At 54.3% G+C, this 18,466-nt stretch carries 17 protein-coding genes; 1 reads left to right on the top strand and 16 read right to left on the bottom strand.

Going from position 1 to position 18,466, the window contains the following annotated elements; translation table 11 throughout:
• Window positions 1–30 precede the first annotated feature (30 nt).
• Together KQI82_RS05365 and KQI82_RS05360 are read right to left on the bottom strand one after the other, a co-directional pair.
• Entirely contained in the window at window positions 31–339 is a 309-nt protein-coding gene (locus KQI82_RS05365; RefSeq protein WP_241426625.1) for a hypothetical protein, read from the bottom strand.
• A 220-nt stretch (window positions 340–559) separates the two neighbouring features.
• The gene (locus KQI82_RS05360; protein WP_241426624.1) at window positions 560–1,864 is read right to left on the bottom strand and encodes an ATP-binding protein; all 1,305 of its coding nucleotides are present in this window, start codon (window positions 1,862–1,864) and stop codon (window positions 560–562) included.
• Between the two features lie 197 nt (window positions 1,865–2,061).
• On the opposite strand from KQI82_RS05360, the gene KQI82_RS05355 reads away from it, so the two are divergent.
• Window positions 2,062–2,325, top strand: coding sequence for a hypothetical protein (locus KQI82_RS05355; RefSeq protein ID WP_216631848.1), 264 nt, complete (start codon window positions 2,062–2,064; stop codon window positions 2,323–2,325).
• Window positions 2,326–2,389: 64 nt separating this feature from the next.
• On the opposite strand, the gene KQI82_RS05350 is transcribed toward KQI82_RS05355, so the two are convergent.
• From KQI82_RS05350 to murA, 14 genes are all read right to left on the bottom strand, one after another.
• Window positions 2,390–6,778, bottom strand: coding sequence for a SpaA isopeptide-forming pilin-related protein (locus tag KQI82_RS05350; RefSeq protein WP_216633635.1), 4,389 nt, complete (start codon window positions 6,776–6,778; stop codon window positions 2,390–2,392).
• Between the two features lie 128 nt (window positions 6,779–6,906).
• Window positions 6,907–7,998, bottom strand: coding sequence for a CAP and S-layer homology domain-containing protein (locus KQI82_RS05345; protein ID WP_216631847.1), 1,092 nt, complete (start codon window positions 7,996–7,998; stop codon window positions 6,907–6,909).
• A 4-nt stretch (window positions 7,999–8,002) separates the two neighbouring features.
• Window positions 8,003–8,149: a hypothetical protein gene (locus tag KQI82_RS05340; RefSeq protein WP_216631846.1), complete on the bottom strand. Its 147-nt coding sequence runs from the start codon at window positions 8,147–8,149 to the stop codon at window positions 8,003–8,005.
• 198 nt (window positions 8,150–8,347) lie between these two features.
• The gene (locus tag KQI82_RS05335) at window positions 8,348–9,130 is read right to left on the bottom strand and encodes a class D sortase (RefSeq protein ID WP_216631845.1); all 783 of its coding nucleotides are present in this window, start codon (window positions 9,128–9,130) and stop codon (window positions 8,348–8,350) included.
• A 4-nt stretch (window positions 9,131–9,134) separates the two neighbouring features.
• On the bottom strand, window positions 9,135–10,040 hold the full coding sequence (locus KQI82_RS05330; RefSeq protein ID WP_216631844.1) for a hypothetical protein: 906 nt from the start codon (window positions 10,038–10,040) through the stop codon (window positions 9,135–9,137).
• Between the two features lie 81 nt (window positions 10,041–10,121).
• Window positions 10,122–10,517 carry a type II toxin-antitoxin system RelE/ParE family toxin gene (locus KQI82_RS05325; RefSeq protein ID WP_216631843.1) on the bottom strand — a complete coding sequence of 132 codons (396 nt, stop codon included), beginning with the start codon at window positions 10,515–10,517 and terminating at the stop codon, window positions 10,122–10,124.
• The gene (locus KQI82_RS05320; protein ID WP_216631842.1) at window positions 10,514–10,930 is read right to left on the bottom strand and encodes a hypothetical protein; all 417 of its coding nucleotides are present in this window, start codon (window positions 10,928–10,930) and stop codon (window positions 10,514–10,516) included. The genes KQI82_RS05325 and KQI82_RS05320 overlap by 4 nt, the downstream gene beginning before the upstream one ends.
• 71 nt (window positions 10,931–11,001) lie before the next feature.
• Window positions 11,002–11,886, bottom strand: a complete 885-nt coding sequence (locus KQI82_RS05315; protein ID WP_216631841.1) for a BRO-N domain-containing protein — start codon at window positions 11,884–11,886, stop codon at window positions 11,002–11,004.
• 39 nt (window positions 11,887–11,925) lie between these two features.
• On the bottom strand, window positions 11,926–13,011 hold the full coding sequence (locus tag KQI82_RS05310) for a ParB/RepB/Spo0J family partition protein (protein ID WP_216631840.1): 1,086 nt from the start codon (window positions 13,009–13,011) through the stop codon (window positions 11,926–11,928).
• Window positions 13,004–13,834, bottom strand: coding sequence for a ParA family protein (locus KQI82_RS05305; protein WP_216631839.1), 831 nt, complete (start codon window positions 13,832–13,834; stop codon window positions 13,004–13,006). Before KQI82_RS05305 ends, KQI82_RS05310 begins: the two co-directional genes overlap by 8 nt.
• 121 nt (window positions 13,835–13,955) lie before the next feature.
• Window positions 13,956–14,990, bottom strand: a complete 1,035-nt coding sequence (locus KQI82_RS05300; protein WP_241426623.1) for a SpoIVB peptidase S55 domain-containing protein — start codon at window positions 14,988–14,990, stop codon at window positions 13,956–13,958.
• 178 nt (window positions 14,991–15,168) lie between these two features.
• Window positions 15,169–16,290 carry a cell division protein FtsZ gene (gene ftsZ, locus KQI82_RS05295; RefSeq protein WP_216631837.1) on the bottom strand — a complete coding sequence of 374 codons (1,122 nt, stop codon included), beginning with the start codon at window positions 16,288–16,290 and terminating at the stop codon, window positions 15,169–15,171.
• 140 nt (window positions 16,291–16,430) lie between these two features.
• On the bottom strand, window positions 16,431–17,108 hold the full coding sequence (locus tag KQI82_RS05290) for a cell division protein FtsQ/DivIB (protein WP_338148999.1): 678 nt from the start codon (window positions 17,106–17,108) through the stop codon (window positions 16,431–16,433).
• Between the two features lie 16 nt (window positions 17,109–17,124).
• Window positions 17,125–18,447: a UDP-N-acetylglucosamine 1-carboxyvinyltransferase gene (gene murA / locus KQI82_RS05285; protein WP_216631835.1), complete on the bottom strand. Its 1,323-nt coding sequence runs from the start codon at window positions 18,445–18,447 to the stop codon at window positions 17,125–17,127.
• Window positions 18,448–18,466 lie beyond the last annotated feature (19 nt).

The raw sequence follows: 18,466 nt of genomic DNA, 5'->3' as shown, positions 1-18,466 counted from the left end.
CACCTCCTTTGCGCCGGAGCTTTGCCCTCATTACGGCGTCAGAGTGGCAAGGCCGCTGAAGAGCGGTGCAACATAGGCGATAAAAGCGCCGATGCCGTTAATAATGGCCCATGCGACCCAAATGCGCTTGAGCCAATCCCACGCCTGATCGGTCTTATGCTGATTATTTGAAATTTTTGCTCCGATCACGGCAACGGCGGACATTAAACCTGCCAGCACCGTACTGATGCCGACAATTTTTGTGTAAACATCTACGATAATGCGGTTGGCAACAGTCCACATATCGTCTACGGCAAAGGCTGATGCGGTCATCGCGGCCATAACCCACATCAGGGTCATAATAAGTGTGTAGAATTTGTAGCATTTTCTGATCATAGAGAGGCTCCTTTTCATATGAGAATACCGGAAGCAGGCTGCCTGACATTGCGAACATCCGAGAATCATGCTTATTTGTTCGAGGTCATCAAACAAAGAGAATGAAAATGGACATCTGCCCAAATCGGCAGATGTCCATTTTATGCTTGCAAAATATGCTTGTACCTGTCAAGAAAAGTGATTCTCACAGCAATTCTTTTGTTTTTCGTGCGAGATACAGCGGGAGATTGGTAAAATCACCATCCTTGCGGTAGCCGCGCTTGGAGAAGCGGAAAGCGTGTTCCGGCTTGTGGTCTGCGACATACTTCTTGAACGATGGGGCAGACTTATCTTCGCCGCCCTTGGCTTCAATGGGGATGATCTCCATGCCGTTTTGCAGCACAAAGTCGATCTCGCTGTTCTTATCGGAGTAGTAACGAGGCTCGACCTCGAATTGCCCACGAAGCTGTTGCAGGACATAGTTTTCGGTGAGTGGTCCTTTGAACTGATAGTCGGTTTTCAGCAGGACCGCCGCATTGTCAATGCCCGCCATGTGCTTGAGCAGTCCCGTATCAAAGACAAAGAGTTTGAACTGATCGAGCTTGTCAAAGGCAGACAGCGGGTGCTCCATCTTCGAGACATTGTAGACACGGTTCAGCATACCGGCTGAAACGAGCCATTCAATCGCTTCTTCAAAGTCTCTGGCTCTGCCGCCCTCGCGAACAGCGCCGTACATGAACTTCTCGTTGGGCTTGGCAAGCTGAGCAACGATACTGCGGAACACCATGAGGATCCGTCCGCTGTTGACCTTGCCGTTGTGCTTGGAGAAGTCGTTTTCATAGACCTCGATCAGTTCTCGCTGAATCTGCGACACCTTGGCAGGGTCTTTGTACTTGATCCAAGAGGACACGCATTCCGGCATACCGCCGATGATGAGATAGTAATTGTATGCCTCCAACAGGCGATTGTGGAAGATCTCCTCGATCGGCTGTTCCTTTTCGATGCTCTCATAGTAGGCGTATAGGCCGGGATCCGTTGCCTCCAGAAACTCATCAAAGGTCAGCGGATAGATGTCCAGAAGATTCACCATGCCGACAGGGTAAGACTTCGGCTTGGCAAGCAGTGTGCCGAGCAGACTGCCTGCGGCAATCACATGGTATTCATTCGCTTTTTCCTTGAAGTATTTAAGCGTATTCAGCGCTTCGGGACACTCCTGTATCTCGTCAAAGATAATCAGGGTTTTCTCCGGCTCGATTTTCTCGCCGCAGATCATGGAGAGCAGCTCAATGATACGGTGCGGATTCTTGTTCGTCTCAAAGATGGACTTCAGCTCATCTTCCTCGTCAAAGTTGAAGTAGACGAAGTGATCGTAGTAGTTCTGCCCGAACGCTTTCATCAGCCAGGTCTTGCCGACCTGCCGTGCGCCCTTGAGCACCATGGGCTTGCGCTCGGCGCTGTCTTTCCAACGGATTAGCTCCGAAATTGCGTTGCGCTTCAAGTGCATCACCATCCTTTTCAAGTGGTGATTATAGTATAACACATTTTTCTTGAATTTTCAACGCAGATTTCACACATTTTTCCCGAATTATTATCGAGTAAAAATCACATTTTTCTACAGCAATCTTACTTGTTTGTAGCAGTCAAGAAAAGAGTCCTTGCAATCAAGATACTGATTCGCTATAATCAAATCATTATGAGGTGATGGCTTTGATATTTACGAGTGAAGAACTTGCAATGATTGAAGGAGTTCTCGGCTCCTTTTTTTCTGGTAATCATACATCAGAAGACCTGAGAAAAGCCTATTCCCGTGTATGGCAGCATCTTGCAGCGGATACATTAGATTCTGAGGATCTTCGGCGCATTTCCTCTGCGGTCGATTTTGCAATGAAAAATCAGTTTTGTGAATCCTGCAGCAGAGAAAGCCAGCGTGTTCTGACAACGGTACTCATCAAGTCGATTTCCGCACAATGATTGAAGCATAATTTGTATATAGCAGGCGGCAACCAGCGTAAAGCTGGTTGCCGCCTTTCAGTAGTTAATATCCCGTCTTGGGCAGTTTCGGGGTAGTGCCGATCTTGCGGACAATGGTGATCCAGTTGGCTGTTGCGGTCTGCCAGGTACCCTGATACTTGCCGCCGGCATCGGCGCGGTTGACCATCTGGTAGCCATTGACCGCCATGCCCTTGACCATCACGCTCAGAGTGGGATTCGCCACGGACTGGAAGCCCACCGGCACGGTTCCGAAGTCAAAATAGATGTCGGTTACCACCTCACCTGCCTGCATGGGGATGGCGTTTAGGGCAAAGCTGTAGTTGTTGCTGCTCAGCAAATTGGACGCCAACACCTGATAGCTCGCGCTGTAGTTAGTCTTATAAAGAATACGGTAGGTAAGCCGCGCACTGTAGGTGCCGGTACTCAGCACGGTCGCGTTGGCAATATCCGTAGGAATGCGGTCATGCCAGAAGAATGACTCCAGCGGCACATTGCTGGTGTTGGCAACGGTGAAGTCATAGCGCATCTGACTGCCAGCCATCACAGCACTATTGCCGCGCTTGGTGATCGTAACGCCCAGAGAGGAAGGTTTATCGTAGGCAGACAGCTTGATGATCTGGCCGGGATATTCCAGCGTAACATCAAACACTTCCGAGGACACCTGCCAATACGCAGGCGCTGTGACCTCGCGAATCTGATACCGCGTTAAAGGCAGCGGCTTACTGGCCGCAACACCCCTCGCATCGGTGGTGATGTAGTCCAACACCTTGCCGCTGCGGGCGTTGACAATCTCATAGACTGCTCCCTTTAACGGCGTGCCGGGTGCTGTGCCGGTGACTTCGTTATATTCAGCGGCGTACTTGTAAATCTGGATCTGACCGGTAACAGGCTCGTTCTCCCACTCGATCTCAATGGTTTTGCCTGCCGTTACATAGACGGTCTTGAGCTGCTTGTCCACATGGTAGCCCTCGTTTTCCAGCTCACGGATATAGTAGCGGCCGGACTTTTCAAGGTCGGCGATGTAAACATAGCCGTCCTGATCGGATTCATACTGTCCCATGGGATTCTTATTGCCGTCATAGAGCAGGAAGGTTACGCCATAGATGCCCTCGCCAGTGGTACTGTCGATTTTGTGGATGAGGATGCCGGACAGCGCCTTGTTCTTGACGGTCAGCGTGGTGGTTTTGCCGCCCTTGACCTCAAAGTAATGGGGCGTATTATCCAGTCGGAAGCCATCCGCTGCCTCGACCTCAACGGCGTAGTAAGCGCCATCCGGCAAAGAGCAGAACACGCTGCCGTTTTTCCCTGTGGTCACGGTGTCCACCAGCGCATCGTCCACCTTGCGAATCTCAAAGGTAGTGTTGGGAATGCGCTGAGAGGTCTTATCCGCATTGACCTTGATAATCTCCACGCCGCCCACGGGATCGTTGTAAAAGTGAAGCGTCTGGGTATCATTGGGATTGATGGTAACGGTTTGCGTGCGGCTGTTTTCGTCGATAGTATAGCCGGGGATCGTCTCAACCTCCGTCACCACAACGGTGCCGGAAATGCCGGAGAGGGTGATCTTGCCCTCCTTATCCGTCCAGTACAGGCCGTTGGAGGACAGCGTGCCGCCCTCGGCATCTACATACGAGCCATCCGCATAGACGATCTTGAACTGAACGCCCTCCAGCGGTTCCTTTGTGATGGAATCCTGCTTGACGATGATAAGGTTGCCCTTGGGCTGATTTCTGAACTCTACCGTGGTGACTTCGTTGGATTTGACCTTAACCGTCTGCGGCGTATCGTCCAACAGGTACCCCTCTTTGGCGCGGGTTTCCTTGATGATGAGCGTCGTACCGGGGGCAATGTCGGTAATAGAGAAAGTACCTGCGCTGTCCGTCACGAATTTGCCGTTGGCATTACCGATGAAGTTTCCATCGGAGTCGGTCACGAGGAACTCAACATCGGAGATCGGTTCGTTCGTTGCAGCATCGACCTTTCGAACTAACACACCGCCCTTGGGTTGATTGCGGAACTCCAGCGTCATGACAGAGTTTCGCTTGATCTTGATGCTCTGCGGGGTATCATCCAGAATGTAGCCGTCTTTTGCCCGCACCTCACGGGCGATGACTGTCATGCCGGGGGTCAGGCCATCAATACGGATAGTACCTGCGCTGTCGGTCACATACTTACCATTGGCAGTACCGATGACACTTCCGTCCGAGTCGGTCACAAGGAACTCGACATCGGAGATGGGCGCGCCGGTCACGGCGTCCTTTTTGACAATGAGCAAAGAACCCATCTTATCGTTGCCGAAGGTCACGGTAATGACGTCCTGATCCTTACCGGAGAGATAGACCGTTTCCGCGGCGTCGGTGATCACATACCCGTCCGGCGCGGAGATCTCCTCGCAGACATAAGTGCCTGCCTTGAGGCCGGTTGCAACGATGGTGCCATTGCTGGATGTTTTGTACTCGCCAACCACAGTGCCGCCTGTACCGGAGGTGCCGCCGAGGTAGCGGATTCTAAACCATGCACCTTCCAGCGGCTGACCGCTCTCACTGTCCACCTTGCGGATGATGATGGCGGAAAGGGGTGTGTTTTCGAAAATCAACACCTTGCTCTCACCACCGGCGATGAAGCATTCCTGCGTGGCAGGCTCCTTGATGGCGTACCCGGACGCCGGCTCCAATTCCGTTACTTTGTACCAGCCATCCTTGATCTCAGGAAGAATGATTTTTCCGCTTGCGTCAGAAAAGTAAGTGCCGAGGTCGTTGAGCTCACCGGTGTCGGTATGGTTGCTGCCATACCAGATCTGGAACTTGGCGCCCTTGACGGGATCACCGGTGACGCTATCCAACTTGCGGATCTCCAAGCTGGGCTTGAGGGCATTGAAGAAGGTGACGGTAGATGTCTCACCAGCCTTCAGCGCTACTTCCTGCGGAATGGGGCAGAGAATGACATGGTTGGGGACATTGATCTCCGTCACTTTGAATGTGCCGACCGGGACAGAGTCGAGGAAGATGCGGCCATGGTTATCGGTGGTGGCGCTGGTGGAAAAGCTGCCGTCGATCTGCTCGATGCGGTAGGTCACGCCCTCGATAGGCTCTCCGTTGGCGATGTTCTTCTTGACAATTTCAAGACCGGGCTTTTCATAGTCAACGAAAGTGACCTCGGAGGTTTTGCCGGGGCGCAGCGCCACGGTCTGCTCGGTATTGGTTACGATGTACGGCTCGGGAACGGATTCCTCACGCGCAACATAGACACCGGCAGGAATGGCCGAGAGCGTTGCGGAACCGTCCGTCCCAGTCGTAACGGAGGTGGAATAGCTGCCGGTAACGGACTTAATGGAAAACACCGTGCCGGCAATCGGTTTGCCGCTCATGGCGTCCCGCTTGATGATTTTCATATTGGGCAGTTCATAATTCTCGGCGGTGACCGTGTACTGCTTATCGCCGTCCGTGGTGTCCACATAGACGCTGATGGGGGTAGGATCGGTGCAGTACCCGGCCGGAGCCTCCGTTTCTACGAAGCTCCACAGGCCCTTGGTGACGTCGTTGATCTCGATGATGCCGCCGTTTGCCGTTACATCGCTGCCCACGATCTGACCGTCCCGGTAAATCAGAAAGCGGGCACCATCTAAACCACGGGTGGTTCCTGCGGCAACCTTCTTCAGCGTAATATCGCCTGTACCCGCAGGGGGAATATCCGGTTCTCCCGGCTGCGCTTCAAGAGAGAGTTTTCTCGGCGCGTAATAGTTGAAAAAACTCTGGCGGCCCTTTACGCTGGACTTTGCCCACACTGCCCATTTTGCGGTGTCATCTTCAACAACCGTAGCAATGACGCCCTGTGCGGCGTACTCCTCGATCTGCTTCTGGAAGGCTGCGTCCTCCTTTGCTTTTTCGGCCAACATCCAATCGATGTAGCCCAAGTAAGTCTCATAGGTATCCGCATTAGCAAAGCCTCCGCCGTCGATATCGCCGTCGCCCTCACCCTTGAAGGTCTGGTGATCCCACACATAGGTCTGTGCTGCAAAAAAAAGGCTGCCGGGAATATCTCCCTTGTAATCGACGATATAGGTCATCATCCACTTGAAGTTTTCAAGCTGCTGGGCATCCAGTTCACCCATGCCGCTCTGCGCCAGCGCTGTTTTCAGGACAGCGTCCGCGTCCGCGCCGGTGGCGGATGTATAGGTGTAAGAGTTGAGGAACGACGGAGTACCCCAGCGGTAGCCATAGCCGCGATCCAGGCAGTAGAGCATTTTCCCCGCTGCCATGGGCGGCTTATAGCTGTACGGCGTTCCGTCATGGAGCAGGCGGGTCGTCCAGTAATTTGTGTTGCTGGTGGGCTTGATGCCGGTACCGGTGCTGGACGCCGCCAATGCCGAGGTAGGCAGCAGACTCAGAACGGTCACCAGTACAAGCAGCAGTGATAAAAGTCTTGTTCGCATCTTTTTCAAGGTCTTTTCCTCCTTTTTCGCAAAAGATAAGCAGACCAAGTTTCCTCGGTCTGCTTGGTTGTGTTATGAAATTGTTCATCGTAATTGGTCTTCCGTTAATGTCAACTGATTATGCGAAGTCACCCTTTTGCTGCGGGCGCATCCACCCATGTGACATTGTAGCCGTCCAATAAGAAAAGCTGAACGCAATACCAGTAGGGCTCGCCCATGACAGTGCCTTGTGAAACACCAACGCCGATCGCATGGTATCTCGTATTGAGCATATTTTTCAGATGTGCCGCGCTATTCTTCCACGCTTCAACTGCAAAGGACGGGAGCGAAGAATCTCGAATCTGCCATTCTCCGATCAAGTGAATATTTTCACCGATGTATTTGCAGTCCGTGACTGTCGTATACTTTCTCCCGTCCGGCCTTGTGTGAGAGTAGACACCGCTGGCCGCCATCTCCTCTGCCCGCACCTGCGCTGCCTGCATGAGCTTTTCATTGACGGTCAGGGCAGCTACGCTTTTTTCGCAGCGCAGAGCGTTGGTTCGGTCAATGATGTCCTGCTTGGCCGCAGCAGCATCGAAGGGCTCTGCTGTTTCCTGCACGGCGGCTGCGTCCGATGTTCCATTGGCAGAGAGATTTGGCTGTGCAGTTTCGGACAATTTCACGTCATAACCAAGCCTTGCCAACGTGTGGCAGATCAGCACCGCCATCTTTCCGCGGGTAATCTCGGCGTCCGCAACAGTTTCTTCCGCAGCAAGTCCCAACTGAACGGCAGTCTGGCAGGCAGACTGATAATCCCATACAGCATCAACATCATTCAAGCACCGCAGCATCACCGTGCAGGCCGCCGCAGAAGTAACAGGGTCATTGGAGCCGTAGCGTCCATTGCCATACCCTGCAACCAGATTATTTGCGACGCAGTAGCCCACATAGCTTTTTGCCCATTCCGGAACATCCGTAAAGCTGCAAAGGCTGCGGTAAAAGGCGCTGTCCGTTTCAAATTGCTCGGGATCTGTGACAATTCGGGTGAGCAGCGCCGCCATCTGCGCCCGTGTCAGCCCCTGCTCCAGCATCATGTCGCCAGACTCGTTGCCCAGCATAATGCCGGCTTCACTCAGATAGGCGGCAGCAGACTGCTGCGGACTTTTTTCGGCGGCAAAAGAAGTTACTGTTAAGGATAGTGCAGCAATTACAGCGAGGGAAATAACTCGGATCCGCTTCAAATGATCACGCCCCTTTCCGGTAAAAGACGGTGGTTACACTTGCGGTCATGCGTCGGGTAGCTTCGTCAAAGGTGCATTGATCAAACTCGCAAATGCCCATCCGTTCTGCCTGTTCCGCGACTTCCGCGGGAAGGTCAACAGTGATGTCCATTTTGACCCGTATTTCGTCATCTTTCCTATTTGGTCTGAAATTCTGTACCAAACTGATACTTCCTTTTGATTAAGATTCTCCGGAGTAATTTGAGGATAATACAGAAGGTTCAGGCTGTCAAAGGTTTATTTTAAATCCTTACGCCGATAAAACGGAGACACAACATTTTTTGCACAATTCCATCCGTTTTCCATCATTTTATTGAGTTATTTGCACTGCTTGAACGCAAATTCTTTTTTCAGGCTGATTGGCGAGGCAGGTGGTAAGCGTGATACGGTTGTCTGCTGTCGCCTGCAGATAGCTCCAGTCGGAATTGGAGATAGTCTTTACCAAAACGACCTCATATGTGCGGGTGCCGTAGATCGTGGTATAGGTGATGGTGTCACCGATTTCCAGATCCTTGATGCTGCCGATGGTGTACTTGGCGCCCCGGTTATGGCCGCACACGCCGATATTGCCGTCCCACGCTGAGGTGGAGCTGTAATGCCCCAGTCCCTTTTTCATGCTTTCTTTTGTTTCTCCTTCCCAGACCTTCATGTTGATGTCCAGGGATGGAATTTTCAGGGTGCCGATGCTGCCGTCCTTTCGCTCCATATCTTTGGCACTTGTATAAGCAGGCTCCTGATAGGACGAAATGACGGGTGTGACCGCTGGGATACCTACGCCACTATCCACACCGTAGATACCGGAAGCCGAACCGCCTACAGTCTGCTGTAGGCCGGGGAGTCGGAGCTTTTCCATGACGCCGGTTTGTGTGGTGCTGAGAACGCCGTAGGGAAGTTCGGGAATCTGATAATCCACAAGATTTTTGCTGCCGTAATGATACGCGGTACCGTAGGTGTCCTCATAAGAGGTCGAAGGGTAATAGTCGGTGTCCGCGGCTGTGTCAAAGGTATAGTCCGCGGCAAAAGCGCAAATAGAAAGGGATGCTGTTGCTGTCGCCGTCAATGCCATGCAGACCAGTTTCTGAAAGAGTTTCATGTTTTTACACCTCCTGATCTTCTTCGTTTTCCTCTGTTTCATCCGCTTCACATTCTGCTTTCACTACGGCCTTTCGGCGGCATACAAGCAGCGTGCCGCCAACAGCGGCGCAAATCAGAACGATTCCACCTAAGATCCAAGGAAAGTGATCCGCAAAAAACGCTCCGACCTGAGCGGCAGACGCGCCCTTGTGGTTCGCTTCTGTCCCGATATAGGTCAGAACATAAGTAACACTTTCAACACCCTCGTGGGTCACATCGCCGATATACTCCGCTGTTGTAACATAGCCTGTAGCCGCCTGATAGGACGCTTTCGCAGAGTAGGTAGCAACAGCCTGATATTGAGAGGGCATCAGCGCCTCACCCACAAGATCGGTGCCGGTGACCTGCCACTCCACATTGGCAAGGCTCAGGGTTCTGCCGTTCTTGATGGTTGTCGCGGGGACATAGGACATATCGTTGCGGTCAAGCTGTCCGATGGTTTTGGTTTCCGTCACCGTGTAGTTTTTCGTAGCATAGCCGGCGGCTACGGTATTGAGACTGGTGTGATCCAATGCGAGGGTACCCTGAAATCTGCCGTCATCATACTCGATGGTGGGCTTAAGCTGCTCCAGAATCAGAGCAAGGTCATCTTTCGTTGTTTCAACGGTGATAACCTCGGTATGAATCCGCTTTTCTTCCACGGGATTCTCACTTTTTACAATGTCCGCAAAGGTGTAGAGATACCCTTCCAGCTCAAAGGGCTCCTCAATTAGTGCCGCAGGGTCCTGCTCAGGGGATACTGTAAAGGTTTTGATCGCTTGCTGACTGCCGTTGAGGTTTTGAACCACTGTGTCCGTAGGCACCTCCAACGCAAAGGCATTGGAGGTAAGAACCAGCATCAGCAGCACGCAGGATATTACTCTTTTCATGTTTGGGAGAGCCTCCTTCTCAAATAATTTTTGTGATGCGCATTCCTGCCATACGGTCAGGCGGTATGCCGGATACCTGCTTCATGACGCTTTCTCCTCCTTGATCTTGTATTCTACCGCGCGCTCCGGATGTTCCCGCAGCGCGTCAAGTATTCTGATAGACTGCTCCAGCGCCTGCATTGTATCCCGCTTCTGACGCTTCACAAAGCCATGCAAAAGCAGAACATCTCCATTGGGAAGCGTGCAGAAAATGATGCGTATGAGCACTTTGCTCTTCACCCGCAGCTCCCAGAGATCCCGATAGCGCTCGATTGAAAATCGCTTGAAATGCGGTTCTTTCATTTCCGGCTTTTCAAGCTGGGTCAGGAAATACAGCCGCAGGAGGATTTTTTCCCGCAGCCGCGGATCAAGCCCATCAATAAAATCGGCGAGCGGAGCGGACTTGCTTGTTGGCTGATAGATTAGGATTCCCTTCATGGCTCCGTCACCTCCATTGCCTTGCTCAGCTTCTTCAGATGGCAGATAAAACGCTCTGCAAAGTCCCCGGCAAGCTCCGAATCACCGCTTATCCACCAAATTGGATTGGGAAGCGGCTGAGAGAGCGCGTCGTATTGCAGACAGATCAGCAGAAACTTTTGCCGTGGTTCGGCCTGCTCCGCAGCTTCATATAGTCTCCGAAGGATCTCTGTGATCTCACAAGAATTCTGGCAAGTGTCGCACAAGTCATCAAACAATAAGCCGGAATAGGCGCGGCTCAAGGCGCCCAATGTGGCTTCGTCCACACTTCCATCTATCCTCAGAAGGCCCATACGGTGCAAACGGGCCTTCGCCCCATCGTCAAACGGATTTTGCGGTCGTGTTTTGTGGAACTGTATATTTATTTCTTTCATCTTTGTACCTCACAATGGGATAGAAAAAGGCCCGGCACCTTGCGGTGTCGAGCCTTCTGGCATAAGTCTTATTATTCTTTGTCATCTGCTTCGGCTTGCGCCGGCAGCGCGGCGGCTTCTTCGATCATGCCCACAACCAAGGTGTTCATCTGCGCGGCGTTCTGCGCAGTAATAACCGGAGCGCCGGTGCGCTCCTCAAGAGCCTTTCGTGCTACACCGGCAACCTCACCGCCCTGTCGGGCAACCTCCATACTGCCGGAAAATCCTTCCGGCTTGGAGGCTTTGGAAATATCACGGGTGGACGCCTCGGCCAGCATAGTCAAGACCAATTCGGTATCGCTCATGTTGTCCCGCAGGTTTTCCTTTTTCAGCCCCTTGAGATTCTTGTACTGCCGCGTGGTCATGCCGGACCACGTGCGGGTGATCTCATCGGTCAGAATCGCAAATTCACGACCCTTTTCCACACCGCGTTTCTGCCACTCATCGGTAAGCTCATTTCGAATGCGGATAGAGAGCAGCCTTTGATGTACCCAATCAGGGTCATAGCCCTTTTTCAGATAGGTTTCCAATGCGCGGTCGATGGCCTGCTCCGGATCAATGGTCTCCTCAATGCGTTCCCTGCCGACCTCTGCCAGCCAGCGTTTCACCGGTTCCGCACGGGGGGATGGGATAGACTGAATAATGCGGAGAAGCTGCTCGGTTGTGGCAGCGTCGGTCTTATAGTTCTTTCCATCCGACGATTTCATTTTCAGTTGTACGATATTTTCGTACAACTGAGTTGCCCCCTCAGACTTCAACTTGCGCTTCAAGTCACTCCAATATCTGCGAGGGTTTTCACTTCCAGTCAGTACATGGATTACATCGACAATAGAGAAGTACCACTCCTCTTGTTCTTCATTCCAAGCCGTGCGAATGGGTTGATTTTCAAAAAGCCGAATTTTATCCTGTTCGCTCATAGCGTTGCTATCCTTTCTCTTTCTTTTTTTGATTATACATCAGCCAATTCGCTGCCGCAAGAATTCTAAAAATAAGCTCTCGATTTCCTTATCACTACCCACCTTATCCAGATAGGGCGCAAATTTTCTGCGGTCAAAGGTGATTTTCTTAGGTGGTGCAGCGCGGCGCAACTCCTCATCTGCCCGTGCCTGCCGCCAAGCCGCGTAAATGTCTTGATGCTCAGCGGATGGAGGTGGGCAGGTATGGGCGATCTTCTGTATGGTTGACTTATTGAGTACATATCCCTCAATGGTGCACATTTCTACAAATGCCCTTTGAGAGTCTGCATCATAATCGGCAATGCGTTCCGCACAGGCAATCGGCAGCTTGCGCGGACTGTTCTCCAAAATATCAGCAAGCTGCGGAATCAGTGCTGCCAGCTTGATGGCCTTGCGGATCTCATACTCCGTCACACCGAAGAAATCTGCAACGATCTTTCGGGCGTTGTACCTTTGGTGATTCTCGCCAAAGGTCTCGCCGTCGCTATCTCCATCTAACTTTTGGCGAAAATCGCCAGAAGTTGAGTTGCCTGAAGATTCCTCCAACCTTTGGCGATTTTCGCCAAAGGTTGGATAGGCTGCATTTCGTTGCCCGTTTCTGTTGCTCTCTATAAGCAACGCTCGATACGCTTTGCCGCGTTCAATGATGGTGAGGTCCTGCCGCCGCAGGAGATTGGTGGCAACGGCAATGGAAATCGCTCTTGCGTCATCGGCTTCCACAACCTCAGCAGGAATCATCGAGTGTCCGGTCAGTCGCCACGCCTCGGTACGATTGTGTCCGGCAAGGATCTCATACTGCTCACTATTTGGAATTAGACGAACAATAATGCGCTCATAGATGCCCTGCTCGGCAAGCTGCTGAGAGAATGCGCGGAGCTTTTCAGGCGGGTAGGGATGAAATCCAATATCTGCCGTGCGAAAAGGGCAGAGGCTGTTGATCGGCAGTTCGCAAAAGCGGGGAGCTGCCGCATTCGCCTTTGCTTGAAACATGGTTTCATAAGCCTCATTGCCTACTTCCAACTCTGATGCTTGCTGCGCTGCGCTCATGCGCCGCTTTAACAGGTCATCCATGTTTTTCTTAGCCAAGCCGCAGCACCTCCTGGGCAAGGGAGCGATAGGAGTCAGCAGCAGGATTCTTAGGTGCATAATCGAGAATGCTCATGCCTGCTGCCGGACACTCCGCAACCTTAATCGTCTGCTCAATGGGGCGGTCAAATACATGAATGCTGTCACCGTAGATCTCTCCCACGCTGGAGCGAACGCTTTGGCAGAGCTGCGGGCGGGACTGATACATGGTCAAGAGAATGCCCGCAATCTTCAAATCGGGGTTGAATCGATTCTGTACATTGCGCACCATTTCTAAAACATCGGGAATCCCTTCACTGGCGAGGAAGTGTGCCTGCACCGGAATGATGCAGTAATCTGCCGCAGCCAGAGCATTAACGGTCAATAGTTCATGCTTCAGTCCACAGTCTATGATGATGTAATCATACAGTCCACACAGGGATGCTAACAGCTTGTCCAGCACCTTCTCGCAAGGGTCATCCGAGATGCCAGATGCGTTATACTGTGAAAGCTGCATAACCTGCAAGCGGGCTGCAGCGTCCGCTAACCGCTTGTTGGCAGGGATCAGGTCAAGGCCGCCGCTGGTATGTAGTACAGCACGATCGAGGTGGAGTTCCAGATCCTCCGGAGAGTCAATTTGGACAAGCAGCAGCTTTGCCAGCGTATTCTTCTGTTCCCCCGGCGTATAGCCGAGGGCTGCGGTGAGATTGCCCTGGGGGTCATTGTCGATCAGCAGGACCTTTTTATCTTCAGCTGCGAGGGCAGCCGCGAGGTTCAAAGCGGTAGTTGTTTTTCCAACACCGCCTTTGGAATTGGTAATTGAAATAATCTGACATTGTTTCATGCCTATTCCTCCATCTTTGGCATTATAATGTTGTTCCGTTCACAATCACCTACTTTCTCCTATGTAAAGTTGTTCCCATTCAAATTGTCAATGAAGAAAGGGATAACAGCAGAAACACCCTTTACCCTGTTTGTAAAAAAGGAGTTGTCCCATATTGACCTCGTCTGCACCTCACCGGCGCTCCTATTCTACAAGCCCGCAAAGCCTTGCGGCGCAAGGGTTTCTCTCCTGAGTTGTCCCTATTATAACTCACTACCATGCCCTGGACGATACCGCCGGTCACCGCCAGAAGGGCCGGATCGGTGACTTCAACAAGCATATTCCGGGTGTCGCCTGAGTTATCGAATATCTTGGTGATCTGCACGTCATACTCCTCCACCGTGTCTCCGGAGACATTGGCCAGAATGGTGGCCTGCCCGGTGTGGACCTCGCTGTTTTGCGCCACGGGCATGGCCTCGTGGGTGGCAAAGGTGCAGCCGTCCATGGTTCCGAACACGCCGCAGTCAGTATTTGCATACAGGGGGCCCAGGTCCTCACTCAGATCAAAGTTCCCCCTGAGCTCACCGGCCTCTCCAATCTCGCCCCGCTTGACCGCCTTTACCGTGGAGGCCATCACAGAGCCTGAAGAGAGGCTCATCAGCTGCGCGGTATCCGTATCGGTCACACCGTGGCCCAGGGCGCCAAAGGTTCCGCTTTCGGGGTCATAGAAGGTCATCGTGCCGATCCCGGCCATGGAATCCCGGATCCAGGCGCCCAACAGCCAGTTGCCCTCCTCGCTTTGCACCGGGGTGGTCTTCATCTGAAGGATCTGGCTGCCCCGCTGCACCTGCAGCTTCAGCTCCTGATCCTGGTTTTGCTGGAGCAGGGCCTGCATGTGCTCTGTGGATTGAATCTGGGTGCCGTTGCATTTGCTGATCAGGTCTCCGGTTTTCAGGCCGCAGGCTCGGGCGGGACAGGGACCGTCAGACAATTCCACCACCAACACACCTCTTGAAAACAGCTTTACGCCGATGGTGTGTCCCACAGGGACCAACGTTTTCACTGTGTCGGCGGCCCGGGCGGTTACCACCAGAGGGGATACAAACAGCAGCAGGCTGAGGAAAGCCGCCGCGCCGCCCCGCAGCCGCTTTCTTTGATTTTTTTGTGGTTCATCCATTGGATCACTCCTTTCACACCGGTCCTCCGACCGGCCTCTTTTACTGTTTGCGGAATCCGGCATAATAGCATTTCTAAAAAGCGGCGATAGTTCCATGGCCGCGCTTCCCTGCCGCCGACTTTCGGGCAAAAAAGCAAACCCCGCAGAAAAATCTGCGGGGTTTGCTCAAAAAGTGGAATCAGTCGCGCTTATTGAAAATTTTAAAAATATCGGCAAAGGGATCGTCGTCATCCTCCGCCTCCTCGGGATCCAGAGGCGTGGGAACCTTGGGCTGTTGCTCTGCGCCGGCGGCGGAGGAGGAACTCTCTTCCTGCTTTTTCCTGCCCACGGTGATCCCGGGAGTGGTGTCCTCAAAGCCGGTGGCAATGACGGTGACACGGATCTCGTCGTCCAGCGTCTCGTCGAAGGTTGCGCCAAAGATGGTGAGCGCGTCGGGATGAACCGCCTGCTGCACCAGAGAAGCAGCCTGCTCCACCTCTTCCAGACCGATGTCCATGGAGCCGGTCACATTGATGAGCACGCCCTTGGCGCCGTCGATGGAGGTCTCCAGCAAGGGGCTGGACACGGCCATCCTGGCCGCCTCCTCCGCCTTTCCCTTGCCGGCGGCACGGCCCACGCCCATGTGGGCCAGGCCCGCGTCTTTCATAATCGCGGTGACGTCCGCGAAGTCCAGGTTGATGAAGCCCGTGTCGCGGATCAGGTCGGAGATGGACTGCACCGCCTGGCGCAGCACGTCGTCGGCAATTTCAAACGCGTTTGCGAATGTGATCTTCTGGTCTGTGGCATGCTTGAGCCGCTCGTTGGGGATGATGACCAGAGAGTCCACCTTTCCCTTGAGCTCCTCAATGCCCTGCTCGGCCTGGACCATGCGGCGGCGGCCCTCAAAGCCGAAGGGCTTGGTCACCACGGCGACGGTGAGGATGTCCATCTCATGGGCGATCTCCGCCACAATGGGCGCGCCGCCGGTGCCGGTGCCGCCGCCCATGCCGGCGGTGATGAAGACCATGTCCGTGTTCTCCAGCGCCTTGGCGATCTGGCTGCGGCTTTCCTCCGCGCTCTTGCGGCCCACCTCGGGATCGGAGCCAGCGCCCTGGCCGTGGGTCAGCTTCTCACCAATCTGAATCTTATAGGTTGCGCTGGACACATTCAGCGCCTGCTTGTCCGTATTGACTGCCACAAAGTCGACACCGCGGGTGCCGGATTTGACCATGCGGTTCACCACGTTGTTGCCGCCGCCGCCGACACCGATGACCTTGATGTTCACCACAGTGTCGGGACCGGTCTCCAAACCAAAAGCCATACTGCTTCCTCCTACTACAATTCGTATCTGAAGTGCAATTTATGCAGACTCGTACCCAAGATAATGTATTTATCATATTGTATTACGCTTTGACTCCAAGGTCAATAGTCAGACGCTTTTCTCCGGGAGAATTTTTCGCCTTACGGAATGAAATTCGCCACGCCCTCCCGCGTCAGATCAATCGTTCCAGTCTCATTGATCTCAAGGCAGCTGATGACATATTCCAGATTTTGGATTTGATAGGTAAAGTTGGCGCCCCAGGCGATCTTCACCGTGAAGCGCCCGCCGTATTCCATGGTCAGCACCGACGCGTCCCCCAGGTGCACCGCCTCCACCTGGTCTATCACCTCCGCCTCCCGCAGCGCCTCCAAAAGGCCAAGGAGCTGCTCCTGCTTGTAGGAATCCTCCTCGCCAAAGGAGAGGAAGGAGCTGACGGCGGGAGCCAGCAGCGTACAGCCGTCGATGACGGCGTAGTCCCCGGCCTGACCGGCCGCCAGCTTTTCCAGAATCTTTCCCCTTGGGCTGATGAGCCACCCGGCCCCGTCCTGGACGATGACGCCGGCGGCGGTGGTCTCCGTGATTTCGATGAGCAGTGTGTCCGGCAGCTTGCGGTTGATGCGCGCGTTCTCCACATAGGGGCACTGCTGCATGATGCGGTTTGCCACGGTGTGCTTGTTGAGAAGATACATATTGTCGCCGTGCTGGACCTGGGCGGCATCCAGGATCGCCTGCTTGGTGTAGTGGGACTCCCCGGATATGACGATGGTATTCACTTTGAAAAACAGCGTCAGTGCCGCCACAATGGCGGCGCAGATCACCAAGACGGACAGCAGTTTATACAGAAAGCCGTATCTTCCTCTTCGCCTGCGCCTCCGGTTTGTTCTCCTCGCCATGGGGTTCCTCGCTTTCCACCCGCCGGACCGAGGCGCCCAGCGCCCTGAGATCCCGCGCGATATCTTCGTATCCTCTGTCTATGTGGTGCAGCTCGCCGATCTCGCTTTGTCCCTGGGCCGCAAGGGCCGCCACACACAGCGCCGCCCCGCCCCTGAGATCCGTGGAGCGCAGCGTGGCGCCGTGGAGGGACTCCACCCCGCACACCACCGCCACCCGGCCCTCCACACGGATATCCGCCCCCATACGGGCCAGCTCATCCACGTGGCGGTAGCGGTTTTCAAATATGTTCTCCACAAATACCGTGGCTCCCGCGCTTCGCAGCAGAGCGGCCATCAGCACGGCCTGAGCGTCTGTGGGAAATCCGGGATAGGGCGCGGTACGCACCGGCCGGATGCAGTGCAGCCGGTCCCGCCGGGCAATGGAGATGGTGCTGTTTTGGCTGCGGATTCGGCAGCCCGCCTCCGAAAGGGCCGCCGTCACCGTGGAGAGCTGGCGGTAGTCCACCCCGGTAAGTACCGCTTCCCCGCCGGCGGCCGCCACAGCCGAGAGCAGCGTGGCCGCCGCGATCCGGTCGGCGATGCATCGATGTACGCAGCCATGCAGCGGCCGGCCGCCCTCCACCGTCACGGTGGAGCTGCCCGCGCCGTGGATGCGGGCGCCGCATTTCACCAGAAATTCCTGCAGGTCCATAATCTCCGGCTCCCGGGCGGCGTTGCAGATCACCGTGGTGCCCTCCGCGCCGCAGGCCGCCAGGATGGCGTTTTCCGTGGCTCCCACGCTGGGCAGGCTCAGCACGATCTCCGTGCCGCAGAGCTTTTCCGCCTGGCAGCGCAGCGTCCCGCCCCTGTCCTCAATGTCCGCCCCCAGAGCCCGCAGGGCCGTCAGGTGCAGATCGATGGGCCTGGGGCCTAACTCGCAGCCTCCGGGGTAGGAGAGCTCCGCCTGTCCGCAGCGGGCCAAAACAGCCCCCAAGAAAATCACCGAAGAGCGCATCTCCCGCATCAGCTCATCGGGGATGGAGCAGCAGTTCATCTGCGCCGTGTCCACCACCAAGGCGCCGCTTTCCCATTGGGCCGAGCAGCCCAGGTGCCTGAGGATCTGAATGGAGGCGTCCACGTCCCGCAGCCGGGGACAGTGCTTGATCACGCACTGGCCGCAGGCCAGAATTGTGGCCGCCAGGATGGGCAGGACGCTGTTTTTGGCACCCTGCACCTCCACCTGCCCCTGGAGCGTCCGCCCGCCATCCACCAATAGTATTCCCATATCCGTTACCCTCCGCATA

Source organism: Dysosmobacter acutus, assembly GCF_018919205.1.
GTDB classification, from domain to species: domain Bacteria; phylum Bacillota; class Clostridia; order Oscillospirales; family Oscillospiraceae; genus Oscillibacter; species Oscillibacter acutus.
Note: the sequence above shows the minus strand (reverse complement) of the source record. Positions and strands in the feature narration are given on the sequence as shown.

Coding starts and splice junctions, on each gene's coding strand:
- KQI82_RS05365 (WP_241426625.1), bottom strand. CDS start 339: ATGACCCTGATGTGGGTTATGGCCGCGATGACCGCATCAGCCTTTGCC.
- KQI82_RS05360 (WP_241426624.1), bottom strand. CDS start 1,864: ATGGTGATGCACTTGAAGCGCAACGCAATTTCGGAGCTAATCCGTTGG.
- KQI82_RS05350 (WP_216633635.1), bottom strand. CDS start 6,778: ATGCGAACAAGACTTTTATCACTGCTGCTTGTACTGGTGACCGTTCTG.
- KQI82_RS05340 (WP_216631846.1), bottom strand. CDS start 8,149: ATGGACATCACTGTTGACCTTCCCGCGGAAGTCGCGGAACAGGCAGAA.
- KQI82_RS05335 (WP_216631845.1), bottom strand. CDS start 9,130: ATGAAACTCTTTCAGAAACTGGTCTGCATGGCATTGACGGCGACAGCA.
- KQI82_RS05330 (WP_216631844.1), bottom strand. CDS start 10,040: ATGAAAAGAGTAATATCCTGCGTGCTGCTGATGCTGGTTCTTACCTCC.
- KQI82_RS05325 (WP_216631843.1), bottom strand. CDS start 10,517: ATGAAGGGAATCCTAATCTATCAGCCAACAAGCAAGTCCGCTCCGCTC.
- KQI82_RS05320 (WP_216631842.1), bottom strand. CDS start 10,930: ATGAAAGAAATAAATATACAGTTCCACAAAACACGACCGCAAAATCCG.
- KQI82_RS05315 (WP_216631841.1), bottom strand. CDS start 11,886: ATGAGCGAACAGGATAAAATTCGGCTTTTTGAAAATCAACCCATTCGC.
- KQI82_RS05305 (WP_216631839.1), bottom strand. CDS start 13,834: ATGAAACAATGTCAGATTATTTCAATTACCAATTCCAAAGGCGGTGTT.
- KQI82_RS05300 (WP_241426623.1), bottom strand. CDS start 14,990: ATGGATGAACCACAAAAAAATCAAAGAAAGCGGCTGCGGGGCGGCGCG.
- ftsZ (WP_216631837.1), bottom strand. CDS start 16,290: ATGGCTTTTGGTTTGGAGACCGGTCCCGACACTGTGGTGAACATCAAG.
- murA (WP_216631835.1), bottom strand. CDS start 18,447: ATGGGAATACTATTGGTGGATGGCGGGCGGACGCTCCAGGGGCAGGTG.